The organism is Rugamonas rubra (genome assembly GCF_900114705.1).
Taxonomy (GTDB): domain Bacteria; phylum Pseudomonadota; class Gammaproteobacteria; order Burkholderiales; family Burkholderiaceae_D; genus Rugamonas; species Rugamonas rubra.
The window spans coordinates 46,471-66,849 of sequence record NZ_FOTW01000005.1; the positions used below are offsets into that span (position 1 = coordinate 46,471).

Consider the following 20,379-nt stretch of genomic DNA (forward strand, 5'->3'; position numbering starts at 1 on the left):
GGCCTAATCGGCGTGGGCCTGTTGCGGCACGCCGGCCTTGCCGAACATGGCGCCGCCGATCTCCTGCAAGGTGGCGCGGTTCAGCGCCAACGCGCTGAGCAGATAGCTGGCGGTGCCGACCAGCACCTCGACGGCCAGCACGACGCGGCGGTCCGGGTAGGCGCGCAGCGCCAATTGCACCGCCCAGACGGCGCCGAACATGGCGGCGCCGCACAGCATCGACGGCGCGACATGGCGGCTGACCTGGGCCAGCGTCAGGCCGACCACCGCCACCATGCGCCGCGTGTTGATCAGCAGGACCACCGGGTAGGCCAGCAGCCAGGCGTAGGCCACGCCGACCATGCCCCACTGCGTGCCCAGCCAGAACGCCAGCGGCATGACGGCGCAGCCGACCAGCACGTTGTGCATGGCCACCTCGGGGCGGCCGACGGCGTCGGTCACGCTGGGCAGGAAGCCGACGATGGCGCGCAGCGGCATGACCAGGGCCAGCACCTGCAGCGGCATCACGGCGCCGCTCCAGCCCGGCCCGAGCAGCACGGCGACCAGCTCCGGCGCCACGCTGGCGATGCCCCACAGGACCGGGAAGGCGACGAAGCCGAGCATGCGCAGCACCTTCAACAGCTGGACGGCGATCAGGCTGCGGTCGTGCTGGTGGCGGGCGAAGGCGGGAAACGCCACCTGGTTGAGGATGGAGGAGACGCGCTGCACCGGCATCGAGGCCAGGTGCATCGCCACCGAGTACATGCCCAGCACCTCGCTGCCCAGCACGCGGCCGACGATGACCACGTCGATCTGGGTGAAGAACATCCACAGGAAGCGCGACACCGTCACCTTGCCGCCGAAGGACAGCAGTTTGCGCATGCCGCCGACGGCGAAGCTGGGCCAGTGGGGGAAAGGCGCGATGCTGTTGACCAGCACGGTGCGCCACACCGTGGCGCCGACGTTGCCCAGCACCAGGGCCCAGACGCCGTAGTGGCCCAGCGCCAGCAGCAGCGTGGCCACGCTGGTGAAGATGGCGGTGCTCAGGTCGATCAGCGAGCGCTTCTTGTAGTCGAGCTGGCGTTGCAGCAGCACCTCCGGCACCACCGCCAGCGGCGTGAAGAGGAACTGCACCGACAGCACGCGCAGCACCAGTTCGAGCCGGGGCTCGTCGTAGAACACCGCCATGGCCGGCGCCAGCAGGTTGAGCAGCAGGCACAGCGCCCAGTTCACCAGCAGGAAGATGCCGAAGGCCTGGCGCAGTTGGCGCGTGTCGACCTCGTGGGCCTGCACCAGCGCCGGCCCCAGGCCGACCTCGGCCACCATGTTCATGAAGACGATCAGCACCGAGGCCATGGCCAGCAGGCCGTAGTCGGCCGGCGCCAACAGGCGCATGATGAAGATGGTGATGCCCCAGGTGACCAGCTGGCCGCCGAACTTGGCGCCGGCGGTCCACTTCAGGCCGCGCAGGACGTCCGCCTTGAGACTCATGCGCGCTCCCGGCGCGCCGACAAGGGCATGGCCAGCTGCTCGGCCGGCGCCGTCAGGTTGCGCGCCAGGCGCAACAGGAAGGGCGCGGCGCGCCGGTCCCATGGCGTGAAGCGCGGCAGCTGGAACAGGTCCGGCGCGCCCTGGCTGGCGCCCCAGGCGGTGCTGACGGCGCCCTCGAAGCCGAGATCGCGCGCGATGGCGACGTGTTCGGCGGTGTAGTCCTCGCCCGGTTTGCCGTTCGGGTAGGCCAGCAGGCGCACCGGCGCGCCCGTCATCGCCTCCAGCGCCAGCTTACCCTGCTCGATCTCGGCGTGCGCCTGCATGGTCGGCAGGCGCGCCAGGATCGGATGGTTGACGGTGTGCGCGCCGATCTCCATGCCGGCGGCGTGCAGCTGGCGCAGCTGGGCCGAGCTCATCATCAGATCGTCGCGCAGTCGCAGGCCGCACAGGGCGATCAGCCAGTCGACCTGCTCCTGGCGCTGCGCCATCGGCAGGTATTTGAGCTTGCCGATCAGGGCGGCGATGCTGTCGCGCCGGTCCTGCGGCGTGGCGATGGCGTAGTCGGCCAGGCCCAGCGGCCTGGCGTCGATGCTGGCGCCGCGCGCGTTGCGCACCAATTCGATGATGCTGTCGTTCCACATGCGGCCGCCGTCGATGAAGCCGCTGGCGACGAAGAAGGTGGCCGGCATCTGGTGCTTCTGCAGCAGCGGCAGCGCCACCTCGGCGTTGTCGGCGTAGCCGTCGTCGAAGGTGATGCAGGCGGCGCGCGCCGGCAGCGTGCCGGCGCGCAGGTGGCGCACGGCGTCGATCAGCGGCAGCACCTTGAAGCAGGACTTGAGCAGCACCAGTTGGCGATCGAACTCTTGCTGCTCCATCTGCTCGGGGAACAGGGCGTCGCGCTGCGCCAGCACGCGGTGGTAGATCAGGATGGAAAGGCCCTGCTGGCCGCCGCGCGCCAGCGGCGAGAGCAGCGCGCGGCCGAGCAGCGCGCCGGCCATGTGGCCCGGTCGCAGGCCGCTCATGAGCGTGTCTTTCGGAACAAGGCGAAGGCCGGGCCGCCGTCGCGGAGCGCCGCGGGCAAAGGCGACGACTGCGGGGATGCTGGAGTGGTCATGGGGCTCGATTCGGGCAGGGGTAAAGTATCGGCGGCGGCGGCGTCGCCGAGCAACTTGGCGTTTTCGAGCGCGATGGCGGCGCGGCTCTCGCGCTCGGCGATGGCGCGGGTGGCGGCCAGCGCCACCATCAGGTAGTAAGGCACGTCGAAGTAGGCCAGGCTGAGGAAGGCGCCGCCGACGGCGAAGCCGAGCAGGCTGACCTGCAGCATGCGGGCCGCGTTGCTGGCCCAGGCCAGCTGCGGCAGCGTGCGCGCCAGGCGCACGACGCGGCTGCCTTCGCGCCAACTCAGCGCGCCCAGCGTCAGATACAGCAGCAGGCCGACGAAGCCGTGCTCGCCGAGGATCTGGAAGTAGATGCTGTGGGCGGCGTGGACGTCCTCCGGCACCGGCGCGTACATGAGGAACACGCCGGGGTCGTAGATCTCGAAGCCGCCGCCGACCAGCGGCCGGTCCAGCGCCAGGTTGGTGGCCATGCGCCAGGCGTTGATGCGGCCCATGGCCGAGCCGTCCTCCTCGTAGGTCTTGATGGTGTCGATGCGCTCGTGCCACTGGCTCGGCATGCTCAGCACCAGGATCGGCATCACACACACCAACAGCACGCCGATGACGACGCGGTTGTTACTCTTGGCCCAAAAGAACAGGATCATCGCCGCCATCGCCACCGCCGCGCCGCGCGAATAGGAGCCCAGCGAGGCCAGGGTGCACAGCAGCATGGCGCCCATCATGGCGTAGCGGCCGTACTTGTTCTTCAACAGCGACAGCAGGTAGTACATCAGCGGGATCACCATGATCAGCGCCAGCGCGAAGGCGTTGTTGTCGTCGATGAAGGTGCCGGCCGGGCCCCAGACGCGGTAGTTGCCGCCGCTGCGCAGCGTGAACAGGCCGCCCTTGACGCCGTAGTAGCCGATCGAGACGACGATGGTCCAGATCATCCATTCGATGTGGCGCCGCTCCCTGACCAGCATGAACATGACCAGGGTCATGCCGGTGATCTTCATCACCTTGACCCATTGCGTGCCGACCTGGTCGAAGTGGATGGCGAACAGCGAACTGACGCACATCCAGAAGATGAACAGCATGAACACCGTCGACACCGGCGTGACCGGCACGCGGAAGCGCTCCTTGCTCATGACGATGCTGGCCATGCAGGTGGCGGCGATGATGGCGGCGAAGGGGAAGGAACGGGCGAAGCCCCAGCCCTGCGAGTGCGGGTTCATCACGCTGATCCACACCCACAGCACCATGCCGAACCAGGGCTTCTTGAACACATAGGGCAGGCTGCCGAACACCAGCAGCGTCACCAGCAAGTCCCTCATGGCGCCGCCCCGCCCGCCCGGGCCGCGTCGACCTTGCTGGAGACGTAGCGGAATTTGCCCGACTTCTCCGGCAGGATGCGCTCGACCTGCTCCAATTCGATGCTGACGCCGGCGCCGAGGCGGCGCCGCAGGCCCTGCTCGAGCAGCGCGCGCAGCGCCGGCGTCAGCGCTTCCTCCAGCACCAGTTGGACGCGGGTCAGTTGCAGGCTCTCCTGGACGATCTTGAAGGCCTTCACCTCCGGCTGGTCGCGCAGCACGTAGACCAGCGCCAGGCCGTGCATCACGGTGCCGTCGGCGGCGACCACGAAGTCGGTGCTGCGGCCCTGGATGTCGTTGAGCAGCGGCAGGCCCCGGCCGCAGGCGCAGGGCTGGTCCGACAAGGTGCCGACGTCGCCGGTGCGGTAGCGGATGAAGGGGTAGTCGCCGCTGGCCAGGTGGGTGACGACGATCTCGCCGGACTGGCCGGCCGGCAGCGGCCGGCCGTCCGGCGCGATGATCTCGACGATGATGTCCTCGGCGGTCAGGTGCATGCCGCCCTCGGGACACTGGTGGGCGATGAAGCCGGCGTCGCGGCCGCCATAGCCGTTGGCCACCGGGCAGCCGAAGGCGGCGCTGATCTGCTCGCGCTGCTCGGCGTACAACAGCTCGGAGGTGACGAAGGCGACGCGGACGCCCAGGTCGTCCAGGCGCTGGCCACGGGCGGCGGCGTGGCGGGCGATGTGCGACAGCGCCGACGGGTAGCCGAACACCATGCGCGGCCGGCGCCGGCGGATGCTGGCGATGAAGCCGTCGAGCTTGGCCTCGGACATGTCGAAGGCCGGCAGCAGCTCGGTGCGCAGCACGGCGTCGCGCGCCGCGCGCACGCGGTCCTGCGCGCCCAGCTCGATCGGCGAGCCCCACACCACGATCTCGGGGTCGCCGATGTCGACCGCCCACCAGCGCGTGGCGCGCCACTTGGCGCCGACGTCGTGGCTGACCCGCTCCTTGCCGATGTAGAAGACCAGCGGCTCGCCGCTGGAGCCGCCGGTGTTGAAGCGGGCCAGCGGGCCGGCGTCGTCGGCGCGCAGGCGGGCCGACTGGCTGCGCATCACCGCCTTGTCGCTCAGCGGCAGGCGCGCCAGGTCGTCCAGGCTGCGCAGGTCGCGCTGCGGCTCGAAGCCCAGCGTGGCGAACAGCTCGCGGTAGTAAGGCACCTGGCTGGCGGCGCGCAGCAGCAGGCGGCGCAGGCGCTCGAGCTGTAGTTGGCGCAGCTGCTCCGGCGTGCAGTACTGGGTCTGCTCCAGCTGCCGGCGCACGCGCACGCTGCTGTGCCGCTTGAGCCGCTCGTGCAGCGGAAACAGCAGGCCGGACACCAGCCGGGTGTAGATGGTGCGGCGCGCCGGCGCCGGCAGGTGCGGGTGCAGGGGCGCGCTCATGACTTGGCCGCCAGCGTGCCGACCGGCGCGGCCAGCGCGTCGCGGTAGACCTGGGACAGCACCGGCTTGACGCTGGGCCAGCAGTACTGCTGCACCTGGTCGAGGCCGTTCTGGATCAAGCGTTCGGCCAGCGCCGGCTCGGCCGCCAGGCGCAGCACGGCGTCGGCCAGCGCGCGCGGATCGGCCGGCGGCACCAGCAGCGCGGTGCGTTCCGCCTCGACCATGAAGGAGACGCCGCCGACGTTGGTGCTGACGATGGGCACGCCGCTGGCCAGCGCCTCGAGCAGGCAGTTGGGCATGTTGTCGACCAGGCTGGGATTGAGCAGGACGCCGGCCTGGCGGTACAGCGCCGCCATTTGCGCGTGCTCGACGCGGCCGCTGAAGCGCACCGCGTGGGCCACGCCCAGCCCGGCCGCCAGCGCCTCCAGTTCGGCGCGCAGCGGGCCGCTGCCGGCGATGGTCAGGCGCGCCTCGGGCCGGACCGCCAATACAAGGGCGAAGGCGCGCAGCGCGCCGGCGTTGTCGTAGATCGCCTCCAGGTTGCGCGCCACCAGCAGGTGCAGACGGTTGACCGCCGTCCGCGACGGCACGGGCGCGCCGCGGAAGCGCGCCAGGTCGATGATGTTGGGGACCACCAGCGCCTGGTAGCCGCGCGCGCCGAACACCGCCGCCAGGTAGCCGGACGGGACGATCAGCGCCTGGGCGCGGTGCAGGGTCAGCGCCACCACGGCGGCCGAGGCGCGCAGGAAGGGTTCGGCCTCGCCGCCCCGGTAGTTGACCACCACCGCCGTGCCGCGCAGGCGGGCGATGCAGATGGCCGGCGCGGCGTACAGGTGCCAGGACCAGCCGGAGTTGGCCATCACATGGAACAAGTCGACCCGGCCGGCCGCGCGCCACAGGCGCAGCAGGTAGGGCAGCAGGCGGAACACGGCGCGCACGCCCTTCAAGCGCGCGCTCCAGGCCGGCACATACGGCGCGTTGACCTGGATGGTCTCGACCTCCAGCCCGGCCGCCTGCAACAGCGCGGCCAGTTGCAGGGTTTGGTTGGCCATGCCGCCCGAGGGCGGCGGCAGCGGCCCGACCAGGCCGACGCGCAGGCCGTTCACGGCGCCACCGCCGCAGGCGACAGCGGCGCGTATACCGCCTGGTAGCGCGCCACGCTGGCGGCCCAGTTGCGCTCCGCCTCGACGAACACCCGGCCGCGCCGGCGCAGTTCCGGCCACTGGCCGGGGTTGTCCAGCAGCGCCAGCACCTGCTGCGCCAACGCGGCGGCGTCGCCGGCGGCGAACAGCAGGCCGGTGCGGCCGTGTTCGATCAACTCGCGGTGGCCGCCGACGTCGGAGGCCACCAGCAGGCGGCCCTGGGCCATCGCCTCGAGCGGCTTGAGCGGCGTGACCAGGTCGGTCAGGCGCATCTTCAGGCGCGGGTAGACCAGCACGTCGATCAAATCGTAGTAGCGCTTGACCTGCTCGTGCGGCACGCGGCCGGTGAACACCACCTGCCCGGCCAGGCCCAGCTCCCGGGTCTGCGCCTTCAGCGCCGACTCCTGCGGGCCGCCGCCGACCAGCAGCACGCGGATGTCCGGACGGGCGCGCAGCAGCGCCGGCAGCGCCTGCAGCAGCAGCGCCAGGCCCTCGTAGGAATAGAAGGAGCCGATGAAGCCGAGCACCGTCTTGCCGTCCAGGCCGAGGCTGGCGGCCAGCGCCTGGTCGGCCGTGCCGGCGACGGCGAAGTCGCCCAGGTCGACCGCGTTGGGGATCACCGACACCTTGGCGCTGGCGATGCCACGGCCGACGATCTCGGCGCGCAGGCCCTCGCAGATGGTGGTGGCGGCCTGCGCCCGTTTCAGCGCCCAGGTCTCCATGGCGCGGGTCAGGCGGTAGCGCAGGCCCCATTCGCTGCTGGTGCCGTGGTCGACGGCGGCGTCCTCCCAAAAGCCGCGCACCTCGTACACCACCGGGATGCCGAGGCGGCGGCCGACCAGCAGCGCCGCCACCGCGTTCAGCGCCGGCGAATGGGCGTGCAGGATGTCCGGCTTGACCTCGCGGGCGACCCGCAGCAGGCTGCCGACCAGGCCCGTGATGACGGCCAGTTGGCGCAGCACCGGCAGGCGCGCCAGCCAGCCGCGCGCCGGCGCGGTGCGGTGGAAGCCGAGGCCCTCGACCAGCTCGTACTCGTGCGGCGAGACGCCCTGCTTGGCGCCGGTGACGTGGTGGGTGTCCCAGCCCCGGGCGCGCTGGCCGAGCAGGATGGAGCGGCTGCGGAAGGTGTAGCCGCTGTGCAGCGGGATCGAATGGTCGAGCACGTGCAGGATGCGCAGCGGCGCGCGCGCCGTGGTGCCGACGGCGGCGGTGGTATGGGCGTTCATGCCGCCGCCTCCTTGCGCAGGAAGGCCTCGAACATCAGCAGGCTCCAGATCGGCGCGCTGTAGTCGCGCCGGCCGGACTCGTGGTGCTCGACCATCTCGCTCAGGTAGGCGCGGTTGAAGATGCCGGCGTCGGCCAGCACCGGGCCGAGCAGCGCGCTGCGCATGCGCTCGCGCAGCGGGCCACGGAACCAGGCCGCCAGCGGCACCGAGAAGCCCATTTTTTTGCGGTACAGGATCTCCTGCGGCAGGTGCGCCTCAAGGCTCTTCTTGAACACATACTTGCCCTCGCCGCCGTGCAGCTTCATCTCCGGCGGCAGGCCGGAGACCCATTCGACCAGCTTGTGGTCGAGCAGCGGCACGCGCACCTCGAGCGCGTGGGCCATGCTGGCGCGGTCCACCTTGGTCAGGATGTCGCCCGGCAGATAGGTCTTCAGATCGAGGTACTGCAACAGCGACAGCGGGTCCTGGGTCGGCGAGCGGCGCGCGTGGGCCTGCATCACCTCGACGGCGCGGTAGCCCTGCAGCTTCTGTTGGAAGGGCTTGCTGAACAACTGGGCGCGCATCTGGTCGCTCATCAGCGAGACGCCGTGGAAATAGGCCTCCACCAGGCCGCGCGCCAAGCCTTCGAAGGTGGTCTTGGCGCGGAACACGCGCGGTGCCCAGTCGGCCTTCGGATAGTATTTCCCCAAGGTGCCGAACACCGAGCGGCGCAGCGCCAGCGGAATGCGGCCGCGCACCGCCTGCTCGGCCATGGCATAGCGGTAGCGCCGGTAGCCGGCGAAGTTCTCGTCGCCGCCGTCGCCCGACAGCGCCACCGTGACGCGGCGCCGCGCCAGCTGGCAGACCCGGTAGGTGGGAATCGCCGAGCTGTCGGCGAAGGGCTCGTCGTACAGGTCGGCCAGGGTGTCGAGCAGGCCGTAGTCGTCGGTGTCGACGGTGTCGGCGTGGTGGGCGGTGCGGTACAACTGGGCCACCTGGGCGGCGTGGGCCGACTCGTCGAAGGCCTTGTCGTTGAAGGCGATCGAGCAGGTGTTGACGGGTTGGTCGCTGAGGCCGGCCATCATCGCCACGATGGCGCTGGAGTCGACGCCGCCGGACAGGAAGGCGCCCAGCGGCACTTCGGCCACCAGGCGGATGCGCACCGCCTCGCGCAGGCGCTCGATCAACTCGCCCTGGGCGTCGCGCGCGGTCATGCCGTGGTGCGGCTTGAACGGCACGTCCCAGTAGCGGTGCGGCTGGGCCAGCGGCGCGCCGACCTGCTGCAGCAGCGTGTGGCCGGGCGCCAGCTTGAGCGCGCCCTGGTAGATGGTGCGCGGCTCGGGCACGTAGCCGAAGGCGAAGTATTCCTCGACGGCGCAGGGGTCGATGGCGCGCGGCAGGCCGGGCAGGCTGCGCAGTGCCTTCAGCTCGGAGCTGAAGGCCAGCATACCGTCCGGCAGCATGGCGTAGAACAGCGGCTTGACGCCGAGCCGGTCGCGCGCCAGGAACAGCTGGCGCTTGTTGCGGTCCCACAGGCCGAAGGCGAACATGCCACGGAAGCGGTCGACGCAGGCGGCGCCCCACTCTTCCCAGGCGTGGACGATGACCTCGGTGTCGCAACGCGTGCGGAAGACGTGGCCCAGGCCCTGCAGCTCGGCCATCAGCTCCTGGTAGTTGTAGATCTCGCCGTTGTAGCAGACCATGACGCTGCCGTCCTCGTTGCCCATCGGTTGCAGGCCGCTGCTCAAGTCGATCACCGACAGGCGGCGGTGGCCGAAGCCCAGGCCCGGCTCGACGTAGACGTTGCCCTCGTCCGGGCCGCGATGGTGCTGCGTCTCGTTCATCCGGCGCAGCAGCGCCGGGTCGATGCTGCGGCTGCCACGGGTGTCCAGTATGCCTACTATTCCGCACATGATTCGATTCCTTTTTTCTTCTCGGCCGGGTCGGCGGCGGCAAGGGCCGCGACGTCGGTATGAGCTTCAACGTGGCCTTTTACGTGTAGCAGTTGATCGTAGAGTTGCTGGTAGGCGGAGACCATCGCGCCCATGCTGTAGTGGCGCAGCACGCGCTCGCGGCCGGCGGCGCCGTGCGCGGCCGCCAGCTCGGGCGCCAGCGCGTAGCGTTGCAGCGCGGCCGCCATGGCGATCGGGTCGCCGGCCGGCACCAGCGCGCCGGTGACACCCTCCTCCACCACCTCGGGGATGCCGCCGACCCGGGTGCCGACCACTGCCAGGCCGCAGGCCATTGCCTCCAGCGCGGCGCCGGGCGTGCCCTCGGCCAAAGATGAGATGGCGAACAGGTCGAAGCCGCGCAACAGCGCCGGCACGTCGGTGCGCGCACCGGGCAGCCAGACCACGTCGGCCAGGCCGGCGGCGTCGACGCGGCCGCGCAGCGCCGCCAGCAGCGGGCCGTCGCCGACGATGGCCAGGCGCAGCCGGGGCGCCAGTTCCGGCGCGCGCTGGCGCAGCAGCACGAAGGCGGCCAGCAGGCCGAAATGGTCCTTGATGTCCTGGATGCGGCCGACCGTGCCGATGACGATGCAGTCGGCGTCGAACTGGCGCAGCACCGGCTCGCCGGCGGCGACGGCCCGGGAGCGGAAGCGCTCGGTGTCGATGCCGTTGGCCAGCAGGCGGCTGCGCGCCGGCCGCACGCCGATCACTTGGCGGCTCCAGGCCAGCATGGCGGCCGAGTTGGCGTAGCAGCAGTGGTAGAACGGCCGCATCAGGCGGCGCAGGAAGTTGTGCTTGCGGTTGCTGCCGTCCAGGTCGCCCAGCTCGCGGCCGTGGGCGCCGTTGACGCGCACCGGCACGCCGGCCAGCAGCGCCACCGGGGCGTACTCGATGGCCGACAGGTTGTAGCTGTGGAACACGGCCGGGCGCAGCCGGCGCAGCAAACGCCACAGATGCAAGTGGGTGGCCGGCGACAGGCCGGGCCGCTTGTGCAGCGCGTGCAGGCCGACGCCGGGCCGGGTGATCCTTTGCGCGAAGGCCGGGCTGTAGTCGCTCAGGCAGACGACGGCGTGGCGGTAGCTGGCCGCCGGCATGCGGTTGATGCGCTCGACCAGCAGCGTCTCCATGCCACCGCAGTCGAAACGGTAGATCAGGTGCACCACCAGCGGCACGGCGGGCATCTCGGACTGCGTCATCGTGGCTCCTTGCTGAGGGCGAAGGTGGTAGCGGGCGAAGCCGCTTTGGCGCCGGGAGAATCGCGCGCGGCGGCCGGCGCGGCCGGTGCCTCAGCCAGCAGAGCCAGCAGGGGCGCCAGCTTGGCGCTCCAGCCGTAGTCGGCCTCGACGCGAGCGCGGGCGGCGCGGCCCAGTCCCGCCTGGGGATGGGCCAGCGCCTGGCAGACGGCGCTGGCGAAGGCCGCCGCGTCGCTCGCCAACAGCAATTCGCTGCCCGGCGTCGCGGCGATGCCCTCCAGCGCCTGCGGCGTGACGACCACGGTGCGCGCCATCGCCATCGCCTCGAGGACCTTGTTCTGGATGCCGCGCGCCACCCGCAGCGGCGCCACCGCCAGCTCGGCGTGCTGCAGGTAGGGCCGCACGTCGGGCACGGTGCCGCTGACGCTGACGCCGTCCAGCCTGGCCAGCGCCAGCACGGCCGGCGTCGGCCGCGCGCCAACGATGTGGAAGCGCACCGCCGGCTGTTCGCGCCGCACCAGCGGCAGGATCTCGCGGGCGAACCATTCGACGGCGTCGACGTTGGGCCAGTAGTCCATGGCGCCGGTGAACACCACGGCGCGCTGGCCGGGCGGATACGGGTTGACGCTGTCGAGCTGGGGCGCGAAGTAGACCGTGTCGACGCCGTTGTTGAAGTGGCCGATGTGGCCGGCGCTCTCCGGCGCCAGCTGGGCGAACAGCGCGGCCTCCTCGCGCGAGACGAACAGGGCGGCGTCGCTGCGCGCCGCCACGGCGCGCTCGTAGCGCAGCAGGCGGCTGGCCTCGTAGCGGTACAACTGGCTGGCCGGCCAGCGCTTCTTCTCGGCGTACTGGCGCCACTTGTCGGAGTCGACGTCGCAGAAGTCGACCACGCTGCGCAGGCCGGGCCCCTGCGGCACGTACTGCGCCATCGCCGCCGAAAACACCACCACGCGGGCGATGCGGCGCTCGGCCATGGTGGCGGCGACCCAGGCGCGCATCCGGCTGTCGCTATAGAAGTCGAGCGACAGGGCGCGGTTGGCCAGCAGCGCGCGCAGGCTGCGCAGGCGCCCGCGCAGCGGCGACAGCGGCAGGAAGTAGGCCGAGGCGCACAGCGCGCGCACCTGCGGCACGTGCCGCCAGTCGTCGGCGTCGTCGATGAAGGTGCCGAGGTGGACGCGGTAGTGCTGCGTCAACTGGCGCAGCAGGTGGTAGGAGCGGATCTTGTCGCCCTTGTTCGGGGGGTATGGCATGCGGTGCACCAACAACAGCAACTCGTCCATCTGCGTCATCCCAGGCCCTTGACGATAAACGGGCCGATAAAGTTCGCCACCGCCAGCGGCAGGCGGCGCCAGACCTTGATCATCAACTGGTACTTCGGATTCAGTGGATTGACGTCCGGCAGCGCGCGCGCGGCGTGCAGCTGGTAGGCGTAGGCCAGCGGCGTCGCCTCGAAGCCCCAGTTGTGCTTGAAGTCGTAGGCGCCGGTGCCGCGCTTGCTGCGGCCGAAGTCGAATACGCGGCAGCCGCGCGCGGCGGCGGCCTGCATCAAATTCCAGTACATGAAGTCGTTGCCGGCCACCTCGCGCGCCAACGGCATGCCGCCGCCGTAGTACGGCAGCACCTCGTCGCGGAAGAAGAAGCTGAGCACGCCGCCGACCAGCTCGTCGCCGCGCAGGATGTTGCGCACCTCGCAGTCGTCGCCGAAGACCTGTTTGAGCAGGGCGAAATAGCGCTTGGGGAAGACCGGCGTGCCGAGCCGGTGCACGCTGTTGGCGTAGGCGGTGAAGAAGCGCTCGACGTCCTGCTCGACCACGCCCTGCAGGCCGCACTTGATGCCCTTGCGCACCATGGCGCGCTGCTTGCGCGGGATGGCGTTCAGGTTCGCCTCGTCGTCGGCGACGATGGCCTTGCGGAAGGTGACGTACAAATCGCTACCGTGCCAGTCGGCGCCGGCGCGCGGCGCCGGGTTCAGATGGCGGTATTCGAGGTGGCCGGCGCCCAATTCCTTGGCCAGCCGCTGGGCGGCCTGGTCGAGCATGGCGCGGGCCGGCTCGGACAGCGCGGCCACGCCGCCGTAGACGCAGAACGGCAGCGCCACCAGCGCGTGGCCGAACAGCCGGCTCTTCATCTGCGCCAGCGGCAGCACGCCCTGGATCTGGCCGTCCTGCTCGACGTAGTAGAACCAGGTGCGGTGGCCAAAGGCCTGTTCGATCACCTGCTGCCAGCCGGCGCGGTGGAAAAAGGTCGCCTCCGGGCAGCGCTGCACGAAGGCGTCCCAGCGGGCCTGGTCGCCCGGCCGCATCAGTTGTAGGTGCAACTGCTGGTGCGGGCGGCCGGCGCCGGCGCTCGGCGCGGCGTCGAGGCGGCCGGCCGGCGCGTCTATCATCATGTTCATGCCTTCTCCAAGAAAATGCGGTCCATCCGGTCCCAGGCGAAATCGCGCGTCAGCGCCCGGATCCGGCCCTCCATGCGTGCAATGTTGACGTAGTGGCGAAAGCGCGTTTTGACGCCGGCGAGATGTTGGCGCGGTTGGCCGGTGTCCAGCTCCCAGGGGTGGAAATAGAAGATCGCCGCCTGGCCGTCGTGCCGGTTGACGCGGCGCATCAGCCGGCGCGACAGCGCGTAGGGCAGCAGGCGGAAATAGCCGCCGCCGCCGACCGGAAGGTTGCGGTTGAGCAACCTAACGGTGGTGATCGGCACCTCCAGCAGGCCGTCCGGGCCGTTCGGCCGGAAGGCGAAACGGGGCGCCTGCGGCATGCCGTAGTGGTCGTGGCTGATCGGGTAGATGCTCGAGCTGTACCGGTAGCCGGCCGCCTGCAGCTCGTCGAGCGCCCACAGATTGGCGGCGCCGATCGAGAAGCTGGGGGCGCGGTAGCCGAGCACAGCCCGGCCGGCCAGGTCCTCCAGGATGGTCTTGCTGCGGCGGACGTCGTCGCCGAAGGCGGCGCGCTCCTGGTCGCTGGCGCGCAGGTGGGCGTAGCCGTGGCTGGCCAGCTCGTGGCCGGCCGCCACGATGCGGCGCACCATGGCCGGGTAGCGCTCGGCGATCCAGCCCAGGGTGAAGAAGGTGGCGCTGGCGCCGCCCTGCTCCAGGATGGCCAGGATGCGCTCGATGTTGGCCTCGACCCGGCATTCGCGCTGCGGCCAGCTGTCCGGCGTGATGAAGGGGGCGAAGGCCGACACCTGGAAGTAGTCCTCGACGTCGATGGTCATGGCGTTGCGGATGCTGGCCGGCGCGCCGGCCAGCCGCAAGCCGGCCAGGCCGGCGCCGGAAGCGCTCGACTCAGGCGCCATGACCGCCTCCACGGCGCCGCTCCAGCCAGTCGAGCAGGATGGCGGCGATGCGCACGGCGGCCTGGCCGTCCCAGTGGCGCGGCTGGCGGTCGCGCTTGCCGCCGTCGGCCAGCAGGGCGGCGTGCAGCGCCAGGATGCGCGCCGGGTCGGTGCCGGCGATGGTGTTGGTGCCCTGCTCGACGGTGATCGGCCGCTCGGTGTTCTCGCGCAGCGTGATGCAAGGCACGCCGAGCGCGGTGGTCTCCTCCTGGATGCCGCCGGAGTCGGTCAGCACGACGCGGGCGTCCTTCATCAGGCCGAGCATCTCCAGGTAGCCCAGCGGCGGCATCGGCAGGATGGCGGCGGCGTCGAGCCGGCCGCCCAGGCCGAAGCGCTCGATGGCGGCGCGGGTGCGCGGGTGCACGGGGAACATCAGCGGCGTGGTGGCGCCGATCCGCAGCGCCGTGTCGAGCAGCGCGGCCAGCGTTTCGGGCTGGTCGACGTTGCTGGGGCGGTGCAGCGTCAGCACGCCGTAGCCGCCCGGGCCGGCGCCGAAGCCGGGCCGGCCGTGCTGCGCGGCCAGGCTGGTGGCCGGCACGGCGCGCGGCAGGTTGTGCAGCAGCGTGTCGATCATCACGTTGCCGACGAAGTGGATGCGCTCGGCGGCGACGCCCTCGGCGCGCAGGTTGTCAAAGGCGCCCTCCTCGGTGGTGAACAGCAGGTCGGACAGCTGGTCGGTCAGCACCCGGTTGATCTCCTCGGGCATGGCGCGGTCGCCGCTGCGCAGGCCGGCCTCGACGTGGACCACGGCGATGCCCTTCTTGGCCGCCACCAGGGCGCAAGCCAGGGTCGAGTTGACGTCGCCCACCACCAGCAGGGCGTCGGGCGCGTACTGGTCGATCACCTTCTCGACGCGCAGCATCACCTCGGCGGTCTGCGCGGCGTGGCTGCCGGAGCCGACCTCGAGGTTGTCGTCCGGCGCCGGGATGCCGAGCGCCTCGAAGTACTGGCTGTTCATCGCCACGTCGTAGTGCTGGCCGGTGTGCAGCAGGCGCGCCTCGACGGCCGGCGCGTGCGCCTTGAGCGCCGTCAGGATGGGCGCGATCTTCATGAAGTTGGGCCGGGCGCCGACCACGCAGAGGATGCGCAGCGGCGGGTGCTGGGTTGCGGTCATGGTGTCACTCCAGATTGTCGACGGATAGATTGGCCACGGCCTGGCCGCGGACGATCTTTTTCAGTACGCTGAGCACCGAGCCGAGCGTCTTCTCGACCCGCAGGATGCGCTCGTCGAGCAGCGCCGGGTACTGGTTGGAGAAGATCGCCGTCTCGCCCTCGTCGAGGGCGACGGCGGCGATGCCCTCGGGCTGGACAGGCTGGCCGAACTCCTGCTCGATGTCCTGCACCACGATCTGCACCTCGGCCGCCGTGAAGTGGCGGATCTCCTCGAGGAAGCCCATCAGCAGCAGGCGGTCGCACAGGTGGTTGGTCTTGCGCGGGATGCCGCCGCTATAGGCGTAGATGGCGGCCTGGGCGTCGGCGGTGAAGGACAGCTTGTCGTCCTGCCAGCCGACGGTGCACAGGCGGTGCTCGACGTAGGACTGGGTGTCGGCCTGGTCCATCGGCCCCAGGTGGTAGCTGGCGATGACGCGCTGGCGCAGCTGCTGCATGTCCTGCCGATGCAGGGTGACGCGGAACTCGGGCTGGCCGAGCAGGAAGGTCTGCAGCAGCGACTCGCTGTCGGTCTGGAAGTTCGACAGCATGCGCAGCTCCTCGACCACCCGCGGCGTCAGGTTCTGCGCCTCGTCGATGACCAGCAGGGCGCGCTTGCCCTGGGCGCCGCAGCCGCGCAGGAAGGTCTCCAGCCGGGCCAGGATCACCGGCTTGCTGGCGCCGTCCTCGCAGGGCAGGCCGAAGCAGCTGGCCACCATCTTCAGGGTGTCGTCGCAGTTGAGCTGGGTGTTGACGATGTGGGCGACGACGAAGCCGTCCGACTCGATCTGCTGGAACAGGGTGCGCACCAGCGTGGTCTTGCCGGCGCCGATCTCGCCGGTGACGACGATGAAGCCCTCGCCCTGCGACAGGCCGTACTCGAGGTAGGCCATGGCGCGCGTGTGGCCCTTGCTGCCGAAGAAGAAGTGGGGGTCGGGACGCAGGCTGAAGGGCCTTCCGCTGAGTCCGTAGTATGTCTCGTACATCGCTGGTGCGCTCCGCTTATAACTTCAGTGAGATCGAGAGCGCCACGGCGTTCTCGGTGTAGGCGCCCGCGCCCGACAGGCCGTCGCCGTGCACGCGGCGCAGCTCGAGGTTGCCGCTCAGGCGGGGCTGGAACTGGCGGTTGAGCTGCAGGCGCAGGCTGCGCTGGCGGCTGCCCAGGCCGGTCGAGAGCGAACGGGTGTTGCTCAGGTCGGCGCTGAGGGTGGCGCCGAAGCGCGACGAGGGGTGCCAGTTGAGCGCCACGCTGGCGCCGCGCTGGCGGGTGTCGTCGTTGAGGGTCTCGCTGCTGCTGCCGAGCAGCGCGCTGTCGCTCTGCCGCGCCGACAGGGCGCTGCGCCGCGTGTCGTACACGCTGAGCATGGTGATGGTGCGCGCCGTGTTCAGGCCGACCGAGGCCTGCAACTGCTTTTGCAGGCTGTAGCGGTTGCTGAAGTAGTTGACGCTGGTGGCCAACGAGCGCGGCAGGCTGTTGGCGCGGATGTAGGCCTCGACGGCCTGGGCGCGCAGCAGCGGGTCGCTGATGGTGGCCGACATCAGCCGGTTCAACAGCTCGGCCGTGCTGACGGCGGCCGGCAGCAGGAACTGCGAGCGGCTGGTGGTGACCGAGTCGTCGTAGTGGGCGCTCCACACGGTGTTGCGGCTGCGGTGCTGCAGCGACAGGCCGTTGCTGGCGCCGTAGTAGCGCCGGCCGTGGCTCAGCTGCAGGCTGCTGCGCAGGGTCGGCGCCCAGCGCAGGCCGGTGGTCCAGGAGCGGCCCTGGCTGACGCCGCCCAGGCCGAAGTCCATCTTGTCGTAGCCGGCGCCGAGGCTCAGGTTCAGGCTCGGGCTGACGCCGTAGCTGAGCGAGCCGTTGGCGCCGCTGCTGCTCGAGTCGGGCGCCACGCTGTCGTGCTGGCGCAGTTTGCTCAGCTGCAGGCCCCAGCCCAGGCTGCGGAAGGCCGGCCCGCTGGCCAGGCTGGCGAACAGCTGGTCCGACTGGCTGCGGCCGAAGGCGGCGTTGTTGGAGTCGACCTGGTCGCGCGTGTAGCGCAGCTCCAGGTCGGCGCCGGCGCCCAGGCGGCGGCGCAGATAGGGGCTGATGCTGAGGGTGCGCACCTCGTTGCGGTTGAGCGTGCTGTAGCCGTTGTCGCCCTGCTGGGGGCCGAAGGCCGAGGTGCTCTGCTGGCTGATCGAGGCGGCGCCGTCGAGGAACAGCCAGTCCTCCAGCAGGCGCGCCTTGGCGCTGGCCTGCAACTGGCTCTGGTGGCGCTGGCTGTTGGCGTCGTCGCCGCCGCCGGTGTAGAAGCGCAGCTGGTAGGCCAGCTTCAGGTTCAGCCGCGCGGTCTGCTCGCTCAGGCTGAAGCCCGGCGCCACCTCCGCCACCACGCGGCCGTGGGCGCGCTCGGGCGGCGCCATGTTGGCGTTGTCGGTGGCGCTGGCGCGCAGCTCGACGGCCGGGCTGAACACCAGTTCGGCCCGGCTGGCCGGCGCGAACAGCAGCGCCAGCACGGCCGCCAGCAGGCGCCGCCGCGGCGCGCCGCGCGCCGGCGCTCTACCCATAGTGGTAGTCATAGGTTTCGGTGCCGGCGAAGTCGCGGCTCTTGTTGTAGATCAGGCTGACGTTGTCGCAGCCCTCGAGGCGGCGCAGGCCCTCCAGCACGGCGTGCTGGGTGGTCTGCTGCGACTCGACCACCACCACGATCTGGCCCATGTGGCCGGCCAGCACGCGCGCCTCGCTGGTCAACAGCAGCGGCGGCGAATCGAAGATGACGATGCGGTCGGGGTAGCGCTGGGCGATCTCCTGCACCAGCGCCTTCATGCTCTGGCTGGCCAGCAGCTCGGTGGCGCGCAGGTTGGCGGTGCCGGCCGGCAGGATGCTGAGGGTGTTGACATTGGTGCGCAACATCACGTCGGCCAGGTCCAGGCTGTCGTCGAGCAGCAGGTCCATCAGGCCCGGTTGCGGCGACAGGCCGAGCGCCTTCAGCACCGAGGGCCGGGCCACGTCGGCGTCGATCAGCAGCACGGTGTGGTCGAGCTCCATGGCGATGCTCATCGCCAGGTTGATCGAACAGTAGGTCTTGCCCTCGCCGGCCAGCGCGCTGGTGATCATCACCAGGTTGCTGGGCAGCACGGCGGTACCGCCGGGGAAGGCCTTCTTCAGGATCGGCCGCTTGATGACGCGGAAGTCCTCGACCAGCAGGGTGCGCCCGCCGGCCACGGTGATCAGGCCGCGCTCCTGCATGCGCGCCAGGTCCAGCTCGACCTCGCGGGTGCGCCGTGGCGGCGCGCCCGGCGCGCTTGGCGCCGGCGCAGCGGACGGCGCCGGCGCCGGCATGGCGGTGGCCGTGGCGGCGCCGTGGCCGTGCTGCGCGCCGCGCGCCGGGCCGGCGCCGGCCGAACTGTCGGCGGCGCGCGCCTGGGCCGGCGCCCGTTCCTGTCGGCCGTGCTCGATCCGCCCCGCCGCTTTCTCGATAATGCTCATGCTGTCCTCACACTGCTGCGTTGGTCCGGCTACAAGGATGGGCGGAGGATGGCCAGGCCGATCACTCCGCAATAGGTGCTCACCAGCGAGAGCACCGCCAGCCCGAAGGCGTACAGGCGGCGGCGCCGCTTGACCGTCTCGGCCTGGGTCCAGTTCATGTTCACGCTGCCCAGCACCGGCAGGCCGCTCACCTCGCGCAGGCTGTGCTGGCTGAGGAAGGTCGGCCGGATCTGGCTCATCAACAGCGCGCCGCCGACGCCGGCCGCCAGCGCCGCCGCCAGCACCATCGCGTACAGGCGCGGCCGGTTCGGCCCGGCCGGCACCAGCGGCACGCTGGGCGGGTCGATGACGCGGAAGCTCATCATGTCGGTGGCCGAGCTCAGGTCGCCCGACAGCTTGGCCGCCTCGCGCCGGTTGACCAGCTTCTCGTAGTTCTCCTTGTTGACCTGGTAGTCGCGGTTGAGCTGGGCCAGCTGGGCCTCGACCTCGGGCGCCGCCGTGCTCTGCGACTGCAGCCGCGCCAGCCGCGTGGCGTACTCGGCCACGCGCGCCTTCAGGCCGGCCATGCGCGCCTCCTCCACCGACAGGGCGACGTTCATCTGCTGCAGCATCGGGCTGTAGCTGGCGCCGGGGTCGGTGACGCGGGTCTTCTTGGCCTCCTCGCGCTTGTTCGCCTCGAGCTGGCCGATCAGGCGCTTGGCCGAGACGATGTCCGGATGGTTCTCGGTGTACTGCAGGCGCAAGCCGTCGAGGTTCTTGTTGATGGCCGAGATGCGCGCGTCGAGCTCGGGATTGACCAGCACGGGCTCGGCGGCGGCGCCGCCGACCGGGACCGGGTCCTCGCCGGCGATCTGGCGCTTGATGGCGTTGCGCGACATCTCCGCCTCGGTGTACTCCAGCTTGGCCTGGCTCAGGTGGTCGGTCAGCTCGGCCAGCTTGCTCGAATAGTCGCTGCCTTGGCGCGGCAGCAGGCCCATGTTGCGGATCTTGAAGTCCTTCAGCGTGTTCTCGCCGGCGGCCAGCTTCTCCTCGTAGTTCTTGATCTGCTCGTCGATGAACTGCACCGCCTTCTCCGAGTCCTGCTTCTTGCCGCCGAAGCTGCCCTCGACGAAGATGGTCAGCAGCGACTGCACCACGTCCTTGCCCAGCTTGGGCTTGGGATTGTTGTAGGAGATCGTGTAGATGTCGTCGCGCTCGGTGCCGCCGACCTTGATCTGCGCCATCAGCTCGTCGGCCAGGCGCTCGTGCTCGTTGGAGCTCTTGGCCTGCACGTCGAGGTCGACCATGCGCATGACGCGCTCGACGTTGGGCCGGCTGATCAGGGTGCGGCGCATGAACATCACCTGCTGCTCGACGTTGGGCAGGGTGGTCATGCCGGCCATCAGCGGCTTGAGGATGCTCTGCGTGTCGACGTACACCCGCGCCGAGGCCTGGTAGTCGGCCGGCAGGCGGTACACATAGACGCCGCCGGCAATGCCGACGAGCCAACTGATCGCCACCGCGTACCAGCGGTACTTGGCGATCGCCTTCAAAAAGGCCAGCAACATCGCTATCAATTCAGCCATCGGTTCAAGTCACCAAAGTAGGGTTGCGACATCCCGAGCGAGGCCCGCGAACGTTGTTTAA

The 20,379-nt window shown here is 70.6% G+C and carries 16 protein-coding genes; all 16 read right to left on the minus strand.

Annotation, left to right across the window (positions count from 1 at the left end; all coding sequences use genetic code 11):
• Positions 1–3 precede the first annotated feature (3 nt).
• Positions 4–1,470 carry a lipopolysaccharide biosynthesis protein gene (locus BM252_RS02755; RefSeq protein ID WP_174900397.1) on the minus strand — a complete coding sequence of 489 codons (1,467 nt, stop codon included), beginning with the start codon at positions 1,468–1,470 and terminating at the stop codon, positions 4–6.
• Complete coding sequence (locus BM252_RS02760; protein WP_245774057.1) at positions 1,467–2,492, minus strand: polysaccharide deacetylase family protein; 1,026 nt, start codon at positions 2,490–2,492, stop codon at positions 1,467–1,469. Before BM252_RS02760 ends, BM252_RS02755 begins: the two co-directional genes overlap by 4 nt.
• The gene (locus BM252_RS02765; protein WP_093383394.1) at positions 2,489–3,901 is read right to left on the minus strand and encodes a putative O-glycosylation ligase, exosortase A system-associated; all 1,413 of its coding nucleotides are present in this window, start codon (positions 3,899–3,901) and stop codon (positions 2,489–2,491) included. Before BM252_RS02765 ends, BM252_RS02760 begins: the two co-directional genes overlap by 4 nt.
• Positions 3,898–5,316, minus strand: a complete 1,419-nt coding sequence (locus BM252_RS31555) for a phenylacetate--CoA ligase family protein (protein WP_093383397.1) — start codon at positions 5,314–5,316, stop codon at positions 3,898–3,900. Before BM252_RS31555 ends, BM252_RS02765 begins: the two co-directional genes overlap by 4 nt.
• Positions 5,313–6,422, minus strand: coding sequence for a glycosyltransferase family 4 protein (locus BM252_RS31560; protein ID WP_245774058.1), 1,110 nt, complete (start codon positions 6,420–6,422; stop codon positions 5,313–5,315). Before BM252_RS31560 ends, BM252_RS31555 begins: the two co-directional genes overlap by 4 nt.
• Positions 6,419–7,636 (minus strand): TIGR04063 family PEP-CTERM/XrtA system glycosyltransferase, encoded by a 1,218-nt coding sequence (locus BM252_RS02780; RefSeq protein ID WP_093384177.1) that lies wholly within the window; start codon positions 7,634–7,636, stop codon positions 6,419–6,421. Before BM252_RS02780 ends, BM252_RS31560 begins: the two co-directional genes overlap by 4 nt.
• A 44-nt stretch (positions 7,637–7,680) precedes the next feature.
• Positions 7,681–9,576, minus strand: a complete 1,896-nt coding sequence (locus BM252_RS02785; protein WP_093383400.1) for an XrtA/PEP-CTERM system amidotransferase — start codon at positions 9,574–9,576, stop codon at positions 7,681–7,683.
• Positions 9,564–10,808 (minus strand): TIGR03088 family PEP-CTERM/XrtA system glycosyltransferase, encoded by a 1,245-nt coding sequence (locus BM252_RS02790; RefSeq protein ID WP_093383402.1) that lies wholly within the window; start codon positions 10,806–10,808, stop codon positions 9,564–9,566. Before BM252_RS02790 ends, BM252_RS02785 begins: the two co-directional genes overlap by 13 nt.
• On the minus strand, positions 10,805–12,094 hold the full coding sequence (locus BM252_RS02795) for a TIGR03087 family PEP-CTERM/XrtA system glycosyltransferase (protein WP_342742454.1): 1,290 nt from the start codon (positions 12,092–12,094) through the stop codon (positions 10,805–10,807). The genes BM252_RS02790 and BM252_RS02795 overlap by 4 nt, the downstream gene beginning before the upstream one ends.
• Positions 12,091–13,200, minus strand: coding sequence for a FemAB family XrtA/PEP-CTERM system-associated protein (locus BM252_RS02800; protein ID WP_093383405.1), 1,110 nt, complete (start codon positions 13,198–13,200; stop codon positions 12,091–12,093). The genes BM252_RS02795 and BM252_RS02800 overlap by 4 nt, the downstream gene beginning before the upstream one ends.
• Positions 13,197–14,018, minus strand: a complete 822-nt coding sequence (locus tag BM252_RS02805) for an XrtA system polysaccharide deacetylase (RefSeq protein ID WP_093384182.1) — start codon at positions 14,016–14,018, stop codon at positions 13,197–13,199. The genes BM252_RS02800 and BM252_RS02805 overlap by 4 nt, the downstream gene beginning before the upstream one ends.
• Positions 14,019–14,088: 70 nt before the next feature.
• A complete protein-coding gene (gene wecB, locus BM252_RS02810) occupies positions 14,089–15,252 on the minus strand; it encodes a non-hydrolyzing UDP-N-acetylglucosamine 2-epimerase (protein ID WP_093383407.1) in 1,164 nt (387 codons plus the stop codon).
• A 4-nt stretch (positions 15,253–15,256) separates the two neighbouring features.
• Entirely contained in the window at positions 15,257–16,273 is a 1,017-nt protein-coding gene (locus BM252_RS02815) for an XrtA/PEP-CTERM system-associated ATPase (protein ID WP_093383409.1), read from the minus strand.
• A 16-nt stretch (positions 16,274–16,289) separates the two neighbouring features.
• On the minus strand, positions 16,290–17,843 hold the full coding sequence (locus tag BM252_RS02820; protein ID WP_093383412.1) for a TIGR03016 family PEP-CTERM system-associated outer membrane protein: 1,554 nt from the start codon (positions 17,841–17,843) through the stop codon (positions 16,290–16,292).
• Complete coding sequence (locus BM252_RS02825) at positions 17,824–18,753, minus strand: XrtA-associated tyrosine autokinase (protein WP_093383414.1); 930 nt, start codon at positions 18,751–18,753, stop codon at positions 17,824–17,826. Before BM252_RS02825 ends, BM252_RS02820 begins: the two co-directional genes overlap by 20 nt.
• 29 nt (positions 18,754–18,782) lie before the next feature.
• Positions 18,783–20,318 carry an XrtA system polysaccharide chain length determinant gene (locus BM252_RS02830; RefSeq protein ID WP_093383417.1) on the minus strand — a complete coding sequence of 512 codons (1,536 nt, stop codon included), beginning with the start codon at positions 20,316–20,318 and terminating at the stop codon, positions 18,783–18,785.
• Positions 20,319–20,379: the final 61 nt, after the last annotated feature.